The organism is Streptomyces sp. NPDC031466, from assembly GCF_055581265.1.
Genome location: NZ_JBVIJT010000008.1, coordinates 125,685 through 143,299, shown reverse-complemented (window position 1 = coordinate 143,299; position 17,615 = coordinate 125,685). Strand labels below are relative to the sequence as shown.

15 protein-coding genes are annotated in these 17,615 nt (G+C 71.9%); 4 read left to right on the top strand and 11 right to left on the bottom strand.

All coding sequences use genetic code 11. The annotated features are described in order from the left end of the window. Position 1: 1 nt before the first annotated feature. The 5 genes from kdpB to ACZ5GP_RS20890 are packed head-to-tail and all read right to left on the bottom strand — an operon-like array spanning position 2 to position 4,545. Positions 2-2,182: a potassium-transporting ATPase subunit KdpB gene (kdpB, locus tag ACZ5GP_RS20910; RefSeq protein WP_468752269.1), complete on the bottom strand. Its 2,181-nt coding sequence runs from the start codon at positions 2,180-2,182 to the stop codon at positions 2-4. Continuing rightward, positions 2,179-3,846, bottom strand: coding sequence for a potassium-transporting ATPase subunit KdpA (kdpA, locus tag ACZ5GP_RS20905; RefSeq protein ID WP_468752268.1), 1,668 nt, complete (start codon positions 3,844-3,846; stop codon positions 2,179-2,181). Before kdpA ends, kdpB begins: the two co-directional genes overlap by 4 nt. 8 nt (positions 3,847-3,854) lie before the next feature. After that, entirely contained in the window at positions 3,855-3,944 is a 90-nt protein-coding gene (kdpF, locus tag ACZ5GP_RS20900) for a K(+)-transporting ATPase subunit F (protein ID WP_468752267.1), read from the bottom strand. Further along, positions 3,941-4,114, bottom strand: a complete 174-nt coding sequence (locus ACZ5GP_RS20895; RefSeq protein ID WP_358581207.1) for a hypothetical protein — start codon at positions 4,112-4,114, stop codon at positions 3,941-3,943. Before ACZ5GP_RS20895 ends, kdpF begins: the two co-directional genes overlap by 4 nt. Positions 4,115-4,164: 50 nt before the next feature. After that, complete coding sequence (locus ACZ5GP_RS20890) at positions 4,165-4,545, bottom strand: cupin domain-containing protein (RefSeq protein WP_468752533.1); 381 nt, start codon at positions 4,543-4,545, stop codon at positions 4,165-4,167. Positions 4,546-4,738: 193 nt separating this feature from the next. Between ACZ5GP_RS20890 and ACZ5GP_RS20885 the strand changes: the two genes are divergently transcribed. After that, positions 4,739-5,812, top strand: coding sequence for a helix-turn-helix domain-containing protein (locus tag ACZ5GP_RS20885; protein ID WP_468752266.1), 1,074 nt, complete (start codon positions 4,739-4,741; stop codon positions 5,810-5,812). Between the two features lie 64 nt (positions 5,813-5,876). Here the strand turns inward: ACZ5GP_RS20885 and ACZ5GP_RS20880 are convergent, their stop codons facing one another. The 3 genes from ACZ5GP_RS20880 to ACZ5GP_RS20870 form a co-directional block, all read right to left on the bottom strand. Then, positions 5,877-8,777, bottom strand: a complete 2,901-nt coding sequence (locus ACZ5GP_RS20880) for a peroxidase family protein (RefSeq protein WP_468752532.1) — start codon at positions 8,775-8,777, stop codon at positions 5,877-5,879. Positions 8,778-9,198: 421 nt separating this feature from the next. After that, complete coding sequence (locus tag ACZ5GP_RS20875; RefSeq protein WP_468752265.1) at positions 9,199-9,603, bottom strand: YchJ family protein; 405 nt, start codon at positions 9,601-9,603, stop codon at positions 9,199-9,201. 38 nt (positions 9,604-9,641) lie between these two features. Beyond that, complete coding sequence (locus tag ACZ5GP_RS20870; RefSeq protein WP_468752264.1) at positions 9,642-10,343, bottom strand: FadR/GntR family transcriptional regulator; 702 nt, start codon at positions 10,341-10,343, stop codon at positions 9,642-9,644. A 140-nt stretch (positions 10,344-10,483) separates the two neighbouring features. Between ACZ5GP_RS20870 and ACZ5GP_RS20865 the strand changes: the two genes are divergently transcribed. Together ACZ5GP_RS20865 and ACZ5GP_RS20860 are read left to right on the top strand one after the other, a co-directional pair. After that, positions 10,484-10,990 (top strand): gluconokinase, encoded by a 507-nt coding sequence (locus tag ACZ5GP_RS20865; protein WP_468752263.1) that lies wholly within the window; start codon positions 10,484-10,486, stop codon positions 10,988-10,990. A 44-nt stretch (positions 10,991-11,034) separates the two neighbouring features. Beyond that, complete coding sequence (locus ACZ5GP_RS20860) at positions 11,035-12,432, top strand: GntT/GntP/DsdX family permease (protein WP_468752262.1); 1,398 nt, start codon at positions 11,035-11,037, stop codon at positions 12,430-12,432. 81 nt (positions 12,433-12,513) lie between these two features. On the opposite strand, the gene ACZ5GP_RS20855 is transcribed toward ACZ5GP_RS20860, so the two are convergent. From ACZ5GP_RS20855 to ACZ5GP_RS20845, 3 genes are all read right to left on the bottom strand, one after another. After that, entirely contained in the window at positions 12,514-14,073 is a 1,560-nt protein-coding gene (locus tag ACZ5GP_RS20855) for an APC family permease (protein WP_468752261.1), read from the bottom strand. Between the two features lie 32 nt (positions 14,074-14,105). Next, positions 14,106-15,068 carry a hypothetical protein gene (locus tag ACZ5GP_RS20850; RefSeq protein ID WP_468752260.1) on the bottom strand — a complete coding sequence of 321 codons (963 nt, stop codon included), beginning with the start codon at positions 15,066-15,068 and terminating at the stop codon, positions 14,106-14,108. A gap of 219 nt (positions 15,069-15,287) precedes the next feature. Continuing rightward, positions 15,288-16,943 carry an FAD-binding dehydrogenase gene (locus ACZ5GP_RS20845; protein ID WP_468752259.1) on the bottom strand — a complete coding sequence of 552 codons (1,656 nt, stop codon included), beginning with the start codon at positions 16,941-16,943 and terminating at the stop codon, positions 15,288-15,290. A gap of 133 nt (positions 16,944-17,076) precedes the next feature. On the opposite strand from ACZ5GP_RS20845, the gene ACZ5GP_RS20840 reads away from it, so the two are divergent. Next, complete coding sequence (locus ACZ5GP_RS20840; RefSeq protein ID WP_468752258.1) at positions 17,077-17,613, top strand: NUDIX domain-containing protein; 537 nt, start codon at positions 17,077-17,079, stop codon at positions 17,611-17,613. Positions 17,614-17,615 lie beyond the last annotated feature (2 nt).

Genomic DNA, 17,615 nt, shown 5'->3' with positions numbered 1-17,615 from the left:
GTCACCCAATGCCGGGGATGAGGGAGATGAGTACGTCGATGATCTTGATGCCGATGAACGGGGCGACCAGGCCGCCGAGGCCGTAGACGCCGAGGTTGCGGCGGAGCATCCGGTCCGCGCTCATCGGGCGGTAGCGCACGCCCTTCAGGGCCAGCGGCACGAGCGCGACGATGATCAGGGCGTTGAAGACGACCGCCGAGAGGATCGCGGACTCGGGCGAGGACAGGTCCATGACGTTGAGCTTGTCGAGGCTCGGGTACGCCACCGCGAACATGGCCGGGATGATGGCGAAGTACTTCGCCACGTCGTTGGCGATGGAGAAGGTCGTCAGGGCGCCCCGGGTGATCAGGAGCTGCTTGCCGATCTCGACGATCTCGATGAGCTTGGTGGGGTCGGAGTCCAGGTCCACCATGTTCCCGGCCTCCTTGGCGGCCGAGGTGCCGGTGTTCATCGCCACGCCCACGTCGGCCTGGGCGAGCGCGGGGGCGTCGTTGGTGCCGTCGCCCGTCATCGCCACCAGCTTGCCGCCGGCCTGCTCGCGCTTGATCAGTGCCATCTTGTCCTCGGGCGTGGCCTCGGCGAGGAAGTCGTCCACGCCCGCCTCGTCCGCTATCGCCTTGGCGGTCAGCGGGTTGTCGCCGGTGATCATGACCGTTCTGATGCCCATGCGGCGCAGTTCGTCGAAGCGTTCGCGCATGCCCTCCTTGACGACGTCCTTGAGGTGGATCACCCCGAGGACCCGGGCGCCGTCGGCGTCTTCCACGGCCACCAGCAGTGGGGTGCCGCCGGCCTGTGAGATCCGGTCGTTGAGTTCCCGCGCGTCCTCGGCGACCTCTCCGCCGCGCTCCTCGACCCAGGCGATGACCGAGCCGGTCGCGCCCTTGCGGACCTTGCGGCCCGCCACGTCCACGCCCGACATGCGGGTCTGGGCGGTGAACGCCACCCACTGGGCGCCGGTCAGCTCCCCCTGGTGCCGTTCGCGCAGGCCGTACTTCTCCTTGGCGAGTACGACGATGGAGCGGCCCTCGGGTGTCTCGTCGGCCAGCGAGGAGAGCTGGGCGGCGTCGGCCACCTCGGCGGAGGTCGTGCCCTTGACCGGGACGAACTCGGCTGCCTGCCGGTTGCCGAGGGTGATCGTGCCCGTCTTGTCGAGCAGCAGGGTCGACACGTCGCCCGCGGCCTCGACGGCCCGGCCCGACATGGCGAGGACGTTGCGCTGCACCAGGCGGTCCATGCCCGCGATGCCGATCGCGGAGAGCAGGGCGCCGATGGTCGTCGGGATGAGGCAGACGAGCAGTGCCGTCAGGACGATCAGGGACGTCTGGTCGTCGGCCCCGGCGTAGATCGCGAAGGGCTTCAGCGTCACGACTGCCAGCAGGAAGACGATGGTCAGGGACGCCAGGAGGATGTTGAGGGCGATCTCGTTGGGTGTCTTCTGGCGGGCGGCGCCCTCGACCAGGTTGATCACGCGGTCGATGAACGTCTCGCCGGGCTTCGTCGTGATCTTGATGGTGACGCGGTCGGAGAGGACCTTCGTACCGCCCGTGACGGCCGAGCGGTCGCCGCCGGACTCGCGGATGACGGGGGCCGACTCGCCGGTGATCGCGGACTCGTCGACGGAGGCGACGCCCTCGACGACGTCACCGTCGCCGGGGATGATGTCGCCCGCCTCGCAGACCACGAGGTCGCCGACGCGCAGCTCCGTGCCGGGGACGCTCTCCTCGGCGCCGCCGGTCAGGCGGCGCGCGACGGTGCCAGTCTTGGCCTTGCGCAGCGTGTCGGCCTGCGCCTTGCCGCGGCCCTCGGCGACGGCCTCGGCGAGGTTGGCGAAGAGCGTGGTGAGCCAGAGCCAGGCGGTGATCGCCCAGCCGAACCAGTTCCCCGGGTCCAGGGCGGCGAGCACGGTGGTGACCACCGAGCCGATCAGGACGACGAACATGACCGGCGACTTGACCATGGTCCGCGGGTGCAGTTTGCGGACGGCGTCGGGCAGGGACCTCAGCAGCTGGGAGGGGTCGAAGAGGCCCGCGCCGACCTTGTTCTCCTCGGCGGTCCCGGGTCCGGTCGGCACGTCCGGATGGGGGGCGGGTTCGGCGGCCGTCGCACCCCTCTCGGCCGGCGCGGGTGTCCCGGTGGCCTCGTCGTGCTCGTCCGTCTCGTGCTTCTTCGTGTGTGTGTTCATGACGCCAGCCCCTCGGCAAGCGGTCCCAGCGCGAGCGCGGGGAAGTAGGTGAGACCGGTGATGATCAGGATCGTGCCGACCAGCAGCCCCGCGAAGAGCGGTTTCTCCGTGCGCAGGGTGCCGGCCGTCGTCGGGACCGGTTGCTGCCGGGCCAGCGAGCCGGCGAGCGCGAGGACGAACACCATCGGCAGGAAGCGGCCGAGCAGCATGGCGAGACCGAGCGTGGTGTTGAACCAGTTCGTGTCCGCGCTCAGGCCGCCGAAGGCCGAGCCGTTGTTGTTGGCGCCGGACGTGTAGGCGTACAGGATCTCGGAGAAGCCGTGCGGCCCGGAGTTGAGCATCGAGTCCTTGGGCGTGGGCAGCGCCATCGACACGGCCGTGAAGCCGAGCACGAGCGCCGGGGTGATCAGGAGGTAGCAGGCCGCCGACTTGATCTCGCGGGTGCCGATCTTCTTGCCCAGGTACTCGGGTGTGCGGCCGACCATCAGGCCCGCGACGAACACCGCGATGACCGCCATGACGAGCATGCCGTAGAGGCCGGAGCCCACCCCGCCGGGCGCGATCTCGCCGAGCTGCATGCCGAGCATCTCGATGCCGCCGCCGAGACCGGTGTAGGACGAGTGGAAGGAGTTCACCGCGCCCGTGGAGGTGAGCGTGGTGGCCGCCGCGAAGAGCGACGAGCCGCCGATCCCGAAGCGGGTCTCCTTGCCCTCCATGGCCCCGCCCGCCACGTCGAACGCGGGCCCGCCGTGGTGGAACTCCGTCCACATCATCAGCGTGGTGAGGCCGAGCCAGATCGTCGCCATCGTGGCGAGGAGGGCGTACCCCTGCCGGAGCGAGCCGACCATCCTGCCGAACGTGCGGGTCAGCGCGAAGGGGATGACGAGGATCAGGTAGATCTCGAAGAGGTTGGACAGAGGGGTCGGATTCTCGAAGGGGTGGGCGGAGTTGGCGTTGAAGTAGCCGCCGCCGTTCGTGCCCAGCTCCTTGATGACCTCCTGCGAGGCCACCGCGCCGCCGTTCCACTGCCGGCTGCCGCCCATGAACTGGCCGACCTCGTGGATGCCGGAGAAGTTCTGCAGGGCGCCGCAGGCGACCAGGACCAGCGCGCCGATCACCGAGATCGGCAGCAGGATCCGGACGACGCCGCGCACCAGGTCGGCCCAGAAGTTGCCCAGCTCACCGGTGCGGGAGCGTGTCGCGAAGCCGCGTACGAGGGCCACCGCCACGGCGATCCCCACCGCCGCCGAGACGAAGTTCTGCACGGCGAGACCGGCGCTCTGCACGACGTGGCCCATGGCTTGTTCACCGGCGTAGGACTGCCAGTTGGTGTTCGCCACGAAAGAGGCGGCCGTGTTGAAGGCCTGGTCCGGGTCGATGGACCGGAAGCCGAGCGAGCCGGGCAGCGAGCCCTGGAGCCGCTGGAGGAGGTAGAGGAAGAGGACCCCGGCCGCGGAGAAGGCGAGGACGCCGCGCAGGTACGCGGTCCAGCGCATCGGGGAGTCGGGGTCGGCGCCGATGGCTTTGTAGATCCACTTTTCGGCGCGCAGATGCTTCTTCGAGCCGTAGACGCGGGCCATGTGGTCGCCCAGGGGGCGATAGGTCAGGGCGAGCGCCGCTGTGAGAGCGAGCAGCTGGAGCACGCCGGCAAGGACGGGGCTCATATCCGTACTCAGAACCTCTCCGGAAAGACGAGGGCGAGGACGAGATAGCCCAGGAGGGTGACGGCCACGACCAGGCCGACGACGTTCTCGGCGGTCACAGCTTCGTCACCCCCTTGGCGACGAGGGCCACCAGCGCGAAGACCGCGATCGTGGTGGCGACGAAGGCCAGGTCGGCCATCGTGAGCTCCTGAGGAAGTGGACGGATGAGTTGCTGGTGTCGAGAAAAGCTCCCTTCCGGCCGTTTTCGGCCACCGTTGACGCCCTCCATACGGCGTCCGCCTACGTCTTGACGGCTCTCTTACGAGCAGGTCAGACCGGTTACCCGGCCAGCCGGTGACCTGTCGTGGCGTCCACGTGGTCGGGCACCTCGTCGTGGCGGTCCCCGACGGTCGAGGTGCCGCTGGGCTCGAAGAGCAGCAGCCTCGCCCCGTCGGGCGCGTACGGCTTGTGCTCGGTGCCGCGCGGGACGGTGAAGAGCGAGCCCTGCGGGAGGGTGACCCGGCGCTCCCCCGCCGGCTCGCGCAGGTCGATGTGCAGTTCGCCGCCGAGCACGAGGAAGAACTCGTCGGTGTCGTCGTGGACGTGCCAGAGGTGTTCGCCCTGGACCTTCGTCAGGCGGACGTCGTAGTCGTTGACGGTGGTGGCGATGCGGGGGCTCCACAGGGCGTCGAAGGAGGCGAAGGCCTGGTCGAGGGAGATGGCCCCGCTGGTCGCGACGGCGGCTTCGGTGGTCACGGCGGCGGCTTCGGTGGTCACGGCGGCGGCTTCGCTGGTCACGGCGGTTGCGGTGGGTCCGTCGGTCGCGGTGGAGGCGCTGGGTGCGGTGCGTTCATTGGTCATGAGGTGATCTTCCGGTGTGACGTGCCGGCCCCACGAGTGCTAGAAATCGCACATGGCGCAAGAATCCTCTCAAGCAGCAGGGGCAGCGGCGACGGGGACCGTGACCTCGCCGGCCGCCCCCGACCGGCTCCACCGCGTCGTCGTCATCGTCGACGAGAACTCCAACCCCTTCGAACTCGGCTGCGCGACGGAGGTGTTCGGCCTGCGCCGGCCCGAGCTCGGCAGGGAGCTGTACGACTTCGCGCTCTGCTCCCCCGAGCCCGGCACCCTGATGCGGGACGGGTTCTTCACGCTCACCGGGGTCGCCGGGCTCGACGCGACCGAGACGGCGGACACCGTGATCGTGCCGAACCGGCCGGACACCGACGTGCCCCGGCGGCCCGCCGTCCTGGACGCCGTCCGGCGCGCGCACGCGCGGGGCGCCCGGCTGGTGGGGTTCTGCAGCGGGGCCTTCACGCTCGCCGAGGCCGGGGTGCTCGACGGGCGCGGGGCCACCGCGCACTGGCAGTGGGCCGACTCCTTCAGGGAGCGGTTCCCGGCCGTGCGGCTCGAACCGGACGTGCTCTTCGTGGACGAGGGCGACATCCTGACCGCGGCCGGCAGCGCGGCCGCCCTCGACCTGTCCCTGCACATCGTGCGCAAGGACTTCGGCGCCGAGATCGCCAACGCGGTGAGCAGGCGTCTCGTCTTCGCGGCGCACCGCGACGGAGGCCAGCGGCAGTTCGTGGAGCGGCCCGTCCCAAAGGTGCGGGACGAGTCCCTGGCCCCGGTGCTGAGCTGGGCGCAGGAGCGTCTGGACGAGCCGCTCACCGTGGCCGGTCTCGCGGCCCGCGCCGGCCTCAGCCCCGCGACCTTGCACCGCCGCTTCCGGGCCCAGCTCGGCACCACCCCACTGGCCTGGCTCATCACGGAACGCGTCGCGCTGGCCTGCCGGATCATCGAGCGGGGCGAGGAGCGCCTGGACGTCGTCGCGCGGCGCAGCGGTCTTGGCACCGCCGCGAATCTGCGGGCCAGACTGCGCCGCGAGACGGGACTCAGCCCCTCCGACTACCGGCGCAGGTTCGGCCCCGTCGGGCCCTCGGCGGCCGACCGGATCCCGGCCGCCGCCACCGGCCGCACACCGTGAAGACCGGCCTCTCCCCCGCGCCGGGCGCCCCGCGCGCACGCCGGCGCGCCCTGGGCCCTGTCCGTCAGCGTTCGCCCCGCCCGTCGCCGTCGCCCGTCGGCTGGACCTGGCGCCACGGCGCGAACGCGCTCGCCCCGCGCGGCAGCAGGCCCGCCAGCTCGGGGCAGTGCCGCAGCAGGACCGACTTCATGCCGCCCTTGTGGACCCAGTCGATGCCGAGGGGGGTGTAGACCTCGGGGCGGAAGTCGACGGTCAGGAAGCGGTCGCTCTGCAGCCGGCGGGTCGCCATCAGGATGAAGATCCGAAACGCCGTGTCGCTGAAGCCGAAGCCGTGCGGCGGGTTCTCGGCGAACAGTCCGACGACCGTGTCGATCTCGTCGACCGAGCGGTAGACGTCCTTGAGGCGGGCGACCGTACCGGGGTCCTGCGAGAGGTCCTCGAAGCGGCGTACGCGCTGTTTGTGCAGGCCTTCACGGAAGTCGTTGTAGCGGGGCACGCCCCGCCTGCGGGTGCGGACCAGGTCAACGACGGACAGGTCGATGATCTCGCCGTCGCGTTCGAACCGCTGGAGCGCGCGGGGGAAGTTGTGGAGGGTGATGGCGCCGGGGTGGGCGATGCCGAAGGAGTAGAGCGTGTCGGTGAGGCCCGTCTTGCGGATGGCGGACTCGGCGGCGGCGCCCTGGAGGTCGCGGAAGCCGAGCGTCTCCAGGCGCCGGCCGAAGCGGTGCTCGCGCATCTCGAAGTCGTCGGGGATCAGGGGGTGCATGCGGTAGACGGTGACGAACTCCTCCGTCAGGGAGTACGGCGCCCCGTGGTGGTCCGGCGGCGTGGCGGGGATGCCCGTCAGGGAGTGCGCTTCGAGCAGCCACAGGCCGAGCTTGTGGAGCCAGCGGTCGGGCGGGCCGTCCCAGTTGGTGTGCAGGCCGAGGTCGATGGCCTCCGTGGCGAGGATCGCGGGGGTCCACTCCACGGTGTGGATCTTGGCGATGAGGGCGGAGACGACCAGGCGGGCCGTGTGGTAGACGCTCTCCCGGCTCATGGCGGGGTAGGCGCGCCGCAGCGCGTCGCAGACCGCGTTGTGCTCGCGGGCGAAGAGGGTGTGCATGGCACTGAGGCCCGCCCACCAGCTCTCCGCGAAGCCGGTCAGCGGGACGCCGTTCGGACCGAGGGGCAAGTGCCCCTCGTCCAGGCGCAGTTCGGCTCCCCCGTCGGGCTCGCGCAGGAAGGTGGCCGTCCGTTCGTCCTCGCCGTAGACCTCGGAGCCGTCCCACCAGTGGGAGGCGGTGTTGGCGAAGAGGAGCGGCGGGCCGCCGGGCAGGGCGATGCCCTCGTCGTCGGCGAAGCGCATGACGCGTTCGGCGGGCCCGCCGGGGGTGTTGTGCCAGGTGCCGCCGGGCGGCAGCGGCACCTCGACGGTCTGGCCGCCCGGCTTGTGGCGGCGGTGGTTGACCCAGTCGTGGACCTGGAACTGGATCCAGGCGGCGGCCAGCACGTTCAGCGAGGTCGCGGGCAGGAACGTGTCGCGGTACAGGAGTTGGCGGCTGACCGTGACCGGGTTCGGCACGTCGAAGAGGTCGGGGCGGTGGACCGGCCGGAGGTTGCGTCCGAAGGGTGCGCCGACGGCTCCCATGGCGGGGTGGGAGAGGTCGTTGTACGAGCCGTCGTAGGACCGGGCGGTGCGCAGTCGCTCGTCGGGCGGGGCGGGCACCGGCACGGCTCGGGGCGGTGCCTCGTGCGTGCCGGTGTCGAGGAGGTTGTGGCGGCGCAGCGCCTTGCGCAGCAGGACCAGGTTGAGCAGGCTCGCCGAGAGGGGCAGCTCGTGCCAGGGCACCCGGCGGTTCAGGAGTCGGAACGCGGCGCCGGCCGGGGCGCCGAGCAGCTTGTTGCGCAGCGGCTCCTCGGTGACGAAGCGCAGACCGTGGCGGTGTGCCGCGCTCGCTTCGTAGGCGGCCTTGCGGGCCCGGTTGAGGTTGCCGAGAGGGCGGAAGTCGTCGGTGGTGAACCACGGGTTGAAGCCGATCGCCTCGACGCGCTGGGCGGCGGCGCGGGCCCGCGCGGTGTCGAGGTCCTGGCACGGCACGGTGAGCGTGGCGACGGGCAGCGCGGGCGCGAGCGCCTGGGGCCACTCCACGGCACCGTCCTCGACCGGCGTGCGCCGCTCGTCGACGTACCGCTGGACGCACAGGTCGAAGACGATGTCCTGGCGGGCCAGGCGTGTCTCCAGGTCGCGCCGCAGGTGGTCCGGGTCGCGGCGCCCGGGGGCCGGCTTGGTGGCGGGGCCGTGGCCGTGGGGGCGCAGCAGATAGCGGACCGGGCCGGCCGCGCCCCAGAGGATGGCGCTGCGGCTCCAGTACGTCTCGGCCGCGAGGCTGGTGACGGGGCGGCGGACGGCGGAGCGGACGTTGCGGCGCATGCGGGCGGCGGTGGAGGGGCCGAGGGCGAGCGGGAGCTTCACGTACAGCGCCGCCGCCTTGCGGGGCGGGGTCGTCGCGCCGGCCATGGCCTTGGCGAACGCCACGAACTCGCGGGCGTCGCGGGCGTGCGACACGGGGTGGTTGGTGGCGAGCAGGTCGTGGCTCTCCTCGGCGGACACCGCCACGCGCAGGGCGATGCCCCGCAGGTCGGGCGCCCCGTCGGCCTGCCGGACGCCGGCGGCGTTGGAGAGCCGCACGGTCGTCGGGTACTGGGCGCCGGGCCGGGCGAAGCCGCCGCGCAGGTCTTCGGGGAGGTCGTCATGGAAGCGCAGGTGGGCGTTCTCCACGCCGAGGGCGGCCTTGGCGTGGAAGGCGCGTTCCAGGTCGTTGCCCCGGCTCGCGCGCCGGTTCTTCTCCTGGACCGCCATCAGTTCGTGGGCCAGGCGCTCGAAGATGCGGCGTTCCGCTTCGGGGCTGCCGCCCATGTAGCGCTCGTGGGTCGGCTGGGGCTGCGGTGACTGCTGGGGCTGCGGGTGCTGCTCGGGCTGCATGTGCTGCTCAGGCTGCTGGGGCTGCTGGGGCTGCTGGTCTCGCTCAGGCGGCTGGGGCTGCTGGTGCTGTCCGGTGTCGGCCATCGGAGCCTCTTCCATCGCACGGCGTACGGGACTGCGTGAGGGAGGGGGGCAGCCAGACGCTACTGGCGGTGCGGGCGGGCCGCAGCGAGGGTTCCCGCCTATGTGCGCGCCCTCTCCACGGGCACGGCCGGGGGCTCGAACAGGCGGTCGGAGCCGGGTGTCCGGGCCCGTCGCGGCGCTTCGGCGGGGCTCGGCGGACGGTCGCGGTGCGCCCGTACCCACCCCGTGTGAACCTCCGCTGCCCAGCAGTCCCACGCGCACGGGCGCGCCGGTGGCCGGGTCCCGACGGGCGTACGGGCACGGGGTGCGCGCCCGTCGGGCGTGCGCTGTCGCGCCGTCAGTCGATGAACGTGCCGTCGACGTACACCCACGCCCCGTCGAGCCGCTCGAACCGGCTCCGCTCGTGCAGGGCGTCCGGGCGGCCCCCGTCGGTGTAGCGGGCCCGGAAGGTCACGGTGCCGGTGGTGTGGAACGCGGTGCCCTCGGTGGTGTCCTCGATCTCCAGGCCCACCCAGCGCAGCGCCGGGTCGAACTCCACCAGGGGCGGGCGTGTCGCCGGGTGCCAGGTGCGCAGCAGGTAGGGCTCGTCGCGCACCGCGAAGGCGCAGTACCGGGAGCGCATCAGCTCCTCGGGCGTACGGGCCGCGGCCTCGCCCCGGTGCAGCCGGCCGCAGCACTCCTCGTACGGCTCGGGGCGCCCGCAGGGGCAGGACGTGGGGCGGGGCGTGGCGCGTCGGGACATGGCGTCCATTGTCGCCGACCCGGCGGCGCCCCGCGGCGTCAGGGCGCCAGGATGTCCAGCTCCTCCAGCGCGCCGAGGGCGATCTGCCGCGTCAGGGCCTCCGCGCGGGCCGCGTCGCCCTCCCTGACGGCCTCCGCGACCTGGACGTGCAGGGACACGGCGGGCGGGTCGGGGTCCTCGAACATCACCTGGTGGGCGGTGCGACCGGTGAGGACCTCGGCGACGACGTCACCGAGGCGGGCGAACATCTCGTTGCCGCAGGAGTCGAGGATGACCCGGTGGAAGGCGACGTCGTACTTGAGATAGCCCTCCAGCTGGTGGCCGCGCGAGTGGGCGACCATGCCGAGGGCGCACTCGGTCAGCTCCGCGCACTGGGCGGCCGTGGCGTGCCGGGCGGCGAGCCCCGCCGCGACCGGCTCGATCGCGGAGCGCAGCACGGTCAGGGAGCGCAGCTGCCGGGGCCGGTCGGCGCCGGCCAGACGCCAGCGGATGACCTGCGGGTCGTAGACGTTCCACTCCTGGGCGGGCAGGACGGTCACGCCCACGCGGCGCCGGGAGGCGACGAGGTGCATGGACTCCAGGACCCGGACCGCTTCGCGCATCACGGAGCGGGACACCTCGAAGCGCTGGGCCAGCTCGTCCGTGCGCAGGACGCTGCCCGGGGGGTACTCGCCCGCGGTGATGGCGGGCCCGAGGCTTTCCAGTACGCGGGAGTGCAGCCCTCGGGTCTGTGCGGTCATGACGGAAGCCTACGAGGGGACCGACGTGAACAATAAGTCAGACTTTTACGTCACAGGCTCTTGAATTCGTCATACCTAATGGGTTTCAGTGACGTGAACGAACCGACCGATGTCGATGAAGACAGCGAAGGCAGGCAGCGATGAGCACCCCCCACGTCGTCGTGATCATGGGTGTGGCAGGGACCGGCAAGACCACGATCGGCCCCCTGCTCGCGGACCGGCTCGGCGTCCCGTACGCCGAGGGCGACGACTTCCACCCGCCGCAGAACGTGCGGAAGATGTCGTCCGGCACCCCCCTCACCGATGACGACCGGTGGCCCTGGTTGGACGCCATCGGGGCCTGGGCGCACGGGCGGGCGGGGCGCGGCGGGGTGGTCAGCAGCTCGGCGCTCAAGCGGAGTTACCGCGACCGGCTGCGTTCGGTGGCCCCCGGAGTCGTCTTCGTCCACCTCACCGGTGACCGTGAGCTCATCGAGGAGCGGATGAGGCAGCGCAAGGGGCACTTCATGCCCACGGCACTCCTCGATTCGCAGTTCGCCACCTTGCAGCCCCTCGGGGCGGACGAGGCGGGCGTCGCCGTCGATGTCGCCGGGTCCCCGGAGGAGATCGCCGACAGGGCCGTCGACGCCCTGGGCCGGCTCGGCTGAGCGGTCGGCCACCAGTTCCCGCACCCTCGTACAAGGAAAGCACCGTGACCCGTCTCAGCGTCGAGATGTTGGCAGCGGACCCCGTCGAGCCGATCACCTCCGCGGGCCATGCCCAGCTGGGGATCGCCGTCATCGCCGGCATCGCCGTCATCGTCCTGCTCATCACCAAGTTCAAGCTGCACGCGTTCCTCGCGCTGACCATCGGGTCACTCGCGCTCGGGGCCTTCGCGCGCGCCCCACTCGACAAGGCCATCGCCAGTTTCACCGCCGGCCTCGGCTCGACCGTGGCGGGCGTGGGGGTGCTCATCGCGCTCGGCGCGATCCTCGGCAAGCTGCTCGCCGACTCCGGGGGCGCGGACCAGATCGTCGACACGATCCTCGCCAAGGCGGGCGGGCGCGCGATGCCCTGGGCGATGGTCCTGATCGCCTCGGTGATCGGTCTGCCGCTCTTCTTCGAGGTCGGCATCGTGCTGCTGATCCCGGTCGTCCTGATGGTCGCCAGGCGCGGCAACTACTCGCTGATGCGGATCGGCATCCCGGCGCTGGCCGGCCTGTCCGTGATGCACGGGCTCATCCCGCCGCACCCGGGCCCGCTCGTCGCCATCGACGCGGTCAAGGCCAACCTCGGTGTCACGCTGGCCCTCGGTGTGCTCGTCGCGATCCCCACGGTGATCATCGCGGGGCCGTTGTTCTCCAAGGTGGCGGCGCGCTGGGTGGACGTGTCCGCCCCCGAGAAGATGATCCCGCAGCGCCCCTCGGAGGACCTGGCGAAGCGTCCGGGCTTCGGCGTCACGGTCGCCACCGTGCTGCTGCCGGTCGTGCTGATGCTGGCCAAGGCGCTGGTGGACATCGTCGTCGACGACCCCGAGGCGACCGTGCAGCGGGTCTTCGACGTCATCGGCTCCCCGCTGGTCGCGCTGCTCGCGGCGGTGATCGTCGGGATGTTCACGCTGGGCCGTGCGGCCGGGTTCGGCAAGGACCGGCTGTCGAGCACCGTCGAGAAGTCGCTCGCCCCGATCGCGGGCGTGCTGATGATCGTGGGCGCGGGCGGCGGCTTCAAGCAGACGCTCATCGACATCGGCGTGGGTCAGATGATCCTCGACTTCTCCAAGGACTGGTCGATCCCCGCGCTGCTGCTCGCCTGGCTGATCGCGGTGGCCATCCGGCTCGCGACGGGTTCGGCGACGGTCGCCACGATCTCGGCGGCGGGCCTGGCGGCGCCGCTGGCGGCGGACATGTCGACCGCGCACACGGCGCTCCTGGTGCTGGCCATCGGGGCGGGCTCGCTGTTCTTCTCGCATGTCAACGACGCGGGGTTCTGGCTGGTCAAGGAGTACTTCGGACTGGACGTCGGCCAGACGGTCAAGACGTGGTCCGTGATGGAGACGATCATCTCCGTGGTGGCGGGGGCGTTGGTCCTGCTGCTGTCCCTCATCATCTAGCGCGCCGTCTCCCGGGGCTTTGCCCCGGACCCGCTCCTCACGCGCCGGAGGGGCTGCATCCCGCAGCCCCTCCCGTCTCCTTCACGCCCCCGGCGACGACGCCTTCTCCAGTTGGAACGCCTCGTTGCCGAGGCCGATCCGGGCGTGCGCCGCGGGGTTCCTGGCGCGCAGGACCGCGCCGTACGCCACGCCGATGACCGCCGCCACGACGATGATGCCGGGCAGTACCCGGCTCAGCGCCGAGTCCGGGCCCGCGCCGACGAGGACGTCGAAGTCCTTGACGGTGTAGCCCGCGATGACGAGCAGGCCCACCGCGGCGAGCGCGGAGGCGGCGATCCGCCAGGCCTGGGCGCGCGCGGCGCCGCGGCGGGCGAAGAAGACGATGACGGCGACGGACGCGGTGGCCATCAGGAGGATCACACCGAGGGCGCCGATGTTGCCGCCCCAGGTGAACAGGTGCAGGACGGGCGCGGTCGGGTCGCCCGCCGCGCCGTCGTCCGCGGCGGCGAAGCCCGCGACGACCACGACCGACACGACGCTCTGGAGCAGCGAGCCGGTGCCGGGCGCGCCGGTCGAGGTGTTGGTGCGGCCGAACGCGGCGGGCAGCAGCCCCTCGCGGCCCATCGCGAAGGCGTAGCGGGCGACCACGTTGTGGAAGCTGAGGACGGCCGCGAACATGCCGGTCACGAACAGCACGTGCAGGACGTCGGTGAAGGCGGCGCCGAGCCGGGACTCGGTGAGGCCGAAGAGCAGGCCCGCGCTCTGCTCCCGGGCCGCGGGGACGATCCCGGAGGGACCCGCCGCGACGGTCAGCGCCCAGGAGCTGAGCGCGAAGAAGACGGCGACGAAGCCGACGGCGAAGAACATCACGCGGGCGACGACGACCTGGGGGCGGCTGGTCTCCTCGGCGTACACGGGGGCCTGTTCGAAGCCGGTGAAGGCCGCGATGCAAAAGCACAGGGACGTGGCGACGCCCGCGCCGGTGAGCGTCTGCGGATCGAAGGCGTGCAGCGACAGGCCCTCCTTGCCCGGGTCCGCGATGGCCGCGACGTCGAAGATGACGACGAGCGCCACCTCGACGACGAGCAGCACGCCGAGCACGCGCGCGTTCAGGTCGATCTTCAGCCAGGCGAGGACGGCGACGAGGGCGACGGTCGCCAGGGCCGGGATCCACCAGGCGACCTCGACCTCGAAGTACGTCCGGAGCAGCCCGGACACCTCGAAGCCGAGCAGGCCGTACAGGCCCGCCTGGAGGGCGCTGTAGGCGACGAGCGCGACCATCGCGGCGCCCGCGCCCGCGGTGCCGCCGAGGCCGCGGGATATGTACGCGTAGAAGGCGCCGGCGTTGTGGACGTGCCGGCTCATCTCGGCGTACCCGAGGCTGAAGAGGGCGAGGACGACGCCGAGGACAAGGAAGAGGAGGGGCTGCCCGACGACGCCCATCACGCCGTACGTGGTGGGCATGACACCGGCGACGACCATCAGCGGGCCGGTCGCGGCGAGCACGGAGAGCAGCAGGCCCGCCGTACCGAGCCGGCCCGCGCGCAGCGCGCGTTCCTGTCCCTTGTACGTGCTGATGCCGCCGCCCGTTCGTTCCTCGACGGATCTGATGCCGCTCGTGCTCGAACTGCCCGTCGCCATGGCGCGGTCGTCCTTTCCGGAGGTGTGGGTTCTCAGGCCGATCCGAGCGCGGTGGCGCGCGCGGCGGTGAACGCTTGGTACGGATCCCGGTCCGGGTAGGCCCAGGGGGCCGGGGTGGCGTGCCGTCCGATGCGGTGGAAGAGCACCGCGGCCTCGGCCGCCCTGCCCTCGCAGGACTTCGCGTGGGCGAGGAAGTTGAGGTCGATGTGGCAGCGCGGGTGGGTGGGCCCGTCCGGGGTCTCCCACTCCAGCCACCAGTCGAAGGCGGCCTTCATGACGCCCCGGGCGCGGCGCCCGGTCCAGTGCCCGCTCGCCACGGGGTCGGCGGGCTCCATGCCAGCGGTGGCGAGGACGCGGTAGCGCTCGGCGTGCGCGACGACGGGCAGGACGGCCAACGGCGAGTCGGCGGGCGCCTGTTCGGCAGTCCAGGAGGCGAAGTCGTAGACCTCGTGCAGCGGGTCCTGGCCCGCGCCGGGCCGCCGCTCGGCGAGCCGGGCGACCATCAGGTGGTGGGCGTGGTGGTGCTCGGGGTGGCGGTGGCGGACCTCGTCGAAGAGACGTACGACGTCCTCCTCGCGGCCCAGCGAGCGTTCGAGCAGGAGCAGCGCGAGCCAGGGCGTCGGGTCGGCGGGGACCTGGGCGGCCACCTCGCGGCACAGGTCGCGCGCCTTGCCCGAACGCTCCTTGCCGCGCAGCGCCTTGTGGACGGCGGCGAAGGCGTGCAGCAGCCGCGCGTCACAGCTCTCGGGCTCCACGAGCCGCCAGTCGCGGGCCCAGGCGGCCGTGGTGGGTTCCTGCCCGAGGACGTCGAAGCGGTGCCCCCTGCGGTCCCAGTCGTCGCCGGTCGCGGCGAGCAGCGCGCGGACCTCGATCCAGCGTCCCTGGGCCAACGCCGCCCGGGCGGCGATGAGTTCGACGTCGTCGAGTGCGGCGTCGAAGGCGTGCGCCGCGGCCCTCTTGCGGGAACGGCCCAGTGGGGGTGGGGGTGGTGACACCGCGGGACTTCCTCCCCGGCGCGGTTCGCTTACGGATGATCACGCACAGCAAACCGGTAGGCACCAGTCCGCGTCAAGGGCAGCCTAACCTTCGTTCCCCGCCAACTCCGCCCACCCTGTGTGGACTTCGCTTCTCACCTGGGGCAACAGCCCTTGGCAAAGAGCTTCTCAACTCGCCGGGTCACTCGATGCATCGGTCTGCCCCGCTCACCGAGCCGCTCAACTCACCGCGCGCGCCGCCGCGCGGCCCGCCGTGCGGCCGGAGAAGAGGCAGCCACCGAGGAAGGTGCCTTCGAGCGAGCGGTAGCCGTGCACTCCCCCGCCGCCGAAGCCGGCGGCCTCCCCGGCCGCGTACACACCGGGCAGCGGTTCGCCGCCCTCGGTCAGGACCCGGGAGGAGAGGTCGGTCTCCAGGCCGCCGAGGGTCTTGCGGGTGAGGATGTTGAGGCGTACGGCGATCAGCGGGCCGGCCTTCGGGTCGAGGACGCGGTGCGGGGCAGCAGCCCGGATGAGGCGGTCGCCGAGGAATTTGCGGGCGCCCCGGATGGCCGTGACCTGGAGGTCCTTGGTGAAGGGGTTGGCGATCTCGCGGTCGCGCGCGGTGAGGGTGCGGCGCAGCGCGGCCTCGTCGATGAGCGGCTCTTTGGTGAGCGCGTTCATGCCGCGCACCAGCGCGCCGAGGTCCTTCTCCACCACGAAGTCGACGCCGTGGTCCATGAAAGCCTTGACGGGGCCCGGCACTTCGGAGCGCGCCCGGTCGATGACGCCGCGCACCGACTTGCCGGTCAGGTCGGGGTTCTGCTCGGAGCCGCTGAGCGTGAACTCCTTGCCGATGATGCGTTGGTTGAGCACGAACCACGTGTAGTCGTACCCGGTGCTCATGATGTGGTGCAGTGTGCCGAGGGTGTCGAAGCCGGGGAAGAGCGGGACGGGCAGGCGCTCGCCGCGCGCGTCCAGCCACAGGGACGAGGGGCCGGGCAGGATGCGGATGCCGTGGCGCTCCCAGATGGGGTTCCAGTTCTCGATGCCCTCGGTGTAGTGCCACATGCGGTCGCGGTTGATGAGGTGCCCCCCGGCGTCCTCGGCGATGCCGAGCATCTTGCCGTCCACGTGCGCGGGCACCCCGGAGATCATCTTCTCGGGCGGGGTGCCGAGCCTTTCGGGCCAGTTGGCGCGGACGAGGTCGTGGTTGCCGCCGATGCCGCCCGAGGTGACGATGACCGCCTGGGCCCGCAGCTCGAAGGTGCCCGTCACCTCGCGGCCGCTGGCCCTGCCGCGCTCGACGCCACAGGGTTCGAGGACCTCGCCGGTGACGGTGTCGACGGCGCCCGCGCTGCGCGTGAGCCCGGTGACGCGGTGGCGGAACCGCAGCTCGACCAGGCCGCGCGCGACCCCGGCGCGCACCCGCCGTACGAAGGGCGCGAGCAGCCCGGGTCCCGTTCCCCAGGTGATGTGGAAGCGCGGCACGGAGTTGCCGTGGCCCTGCGCGTCGTAGCCGCCGCGCTCGGCCCAGCCGACGACCGGGAAGAAGCGTACGCCCTGCCCGTGCAGCCAGGACCGCTTCTCGCCGGCCGCGAAGTCGACGTACGCCTCGGCCCACTTGCGCGGCCAGTGGTCCTCCGGGCGGTCGAAGGCGGCGGTGCCCATCCAGTCCTGGAGGGCCAGCGCGTGCGAGTCCTTGATCCGCAGCCGCCGCTGTTCGGGCGAGTCGACGAAGAAGAGGCCGCCGAAGGACCAGTGCGCCTGGCCGCCGATGGACTGCTCGGGCTCCTGGTCCACGAGGATGACCCGGCGGCCCGCGTCGACCAGTTCCGCGGTCGCCGCGAGACCGGCGAGTCCCGCCCCGATCACGATCACATCTGCGTCGTACGCCATAGGGGTCGTCCTCCTCGACAGGGCCCGCGAAGTTACCGGTGGGTCAGATCCTGGGCAGCCGCGGGGCCGCACGTCAACCGGCCGAGCGGGGCGAGTTGGGGACGTCGGGAGCCGGTGGGGTTGGATGGCCCGTATGACGGCACACAGCGAGCCCCCGCCCGACCCCCGCGACGAGATCCTGACCGTCGTCGACGCCGACGACGAGGTGATCGGTGAGGCCCCGCGCGGCGAGGTGTACGCCCGTGGGCTGCGCCACCGCTGCGTGTTCATCCGGGCGCGCGACGCGGAGGGCCGTGTCTTCGTGCACCGGCGCACCGCGACGAAGCTGGTCTTCCCCTCCCTCCACGACATGTTCGTGGGCGGGGTGGTCGGCGCCGGCGAGTCCTGCGACGACGCCGCGCTGCGCGAGGCGCGGGAGGAGCTGGGGGTCCGCGATCTGCCGCGTCCCACGCCGCTGTTCAAGTTCCTCTTCGACGACGGCGCGGGCAGGTCGTGGTGGGCGTACCTCTACGACGTGCGCTGTGACCTGCCGGTGAATCCGCAGGTCGAAGAGGTGGCCTGGCACGCCTTCCTCACCGAGGACGAGCTGGAGCGGCGGCTGGAGGAGTGGGAGTGGGTGCCGGACGGGCTCGCCGCCCATCACCGGCTGAGGGCCTTCCTCGCGAGCTGATC

Coding starts and splice junctions, on each gene's coding strand:
- ACZ5GP_RS20865 (WP_468752263.1), top strand. CDS start 10,484: ATGAGCACCCCCCACGTCGTCGTGATCATGGGTGTGGCAGGGACCGGC.
- ACZ5GP_RS20845 (WP_468752259.1), bottom strand. CDS start 16,943: ATGGCGTACGACGCAGATGTGATCGTGATCGGGGCGGGACTCGCCGGT.
- ACZ5GP_RS20870 (WP_468752264.1), bottom strand. CDS start 10,343: ATGACCGCACAGACCCGAGGGCTGCACTCCCGCGTACTGGAAAGCCTC.
- ACZ5GP_RS20875 (WP_468752265.1), bottom strand. CDS start 9,603: ATGTCCCGACGCGCCACGCCCCGCCCCACGTCCTGCCCCTGCGGGCGC.
- ACZ5GP_RS20880 (WP_468752532.1), bottom strand. CDS start 8,777: ATGCAGCCCGAGCAGCACCCGCAGCCCCAGCAGTCACCGCAGCCCCAG.
- ACZ5GP_RS20855 (WP_468752261.1), bottom strand. CDS start 14,073: ATGGCGACGGGCAGTTCGAGCACGAGCGGCATCAGATCCGTCGAGGAA.
- kdpB (WP_468752269.1), bottom strand. CDS start 2,182: ATGAACACACACACGAAGAAGCACGAGACGGACGAGCACGACGAGGCC.
- ACZ5GP_RS20895 (WP_358581207.1), bottom strand. CDS start 4,114: ATGGAGGGCGTCAACGGTGGCCGAAAACGGCCGGAAGGGAGCTTTTCT.
- kdpA (WP_468752268.1), bottom strand. CDS start 3,846: ATGAGCCCCGTCCTTGCCGGCGTGCTCCAGCTGCTCGCTCTCACAGCG.
- ACZ5GP_RS20885 (WP_468752266.1), top strand. CDS start 4,739: ATGGCGCAAGAATCCTCTCAAGCAGCAGGGGCAGCGGCGACGGGGACC.
- ACZ5GP_RS20840 (WP_468752258.1), top strand. CDS start 17,077: ATGACGGCACACAGCGAGCCCCCGCCCGACCCCCGCGACGAGATCCTG.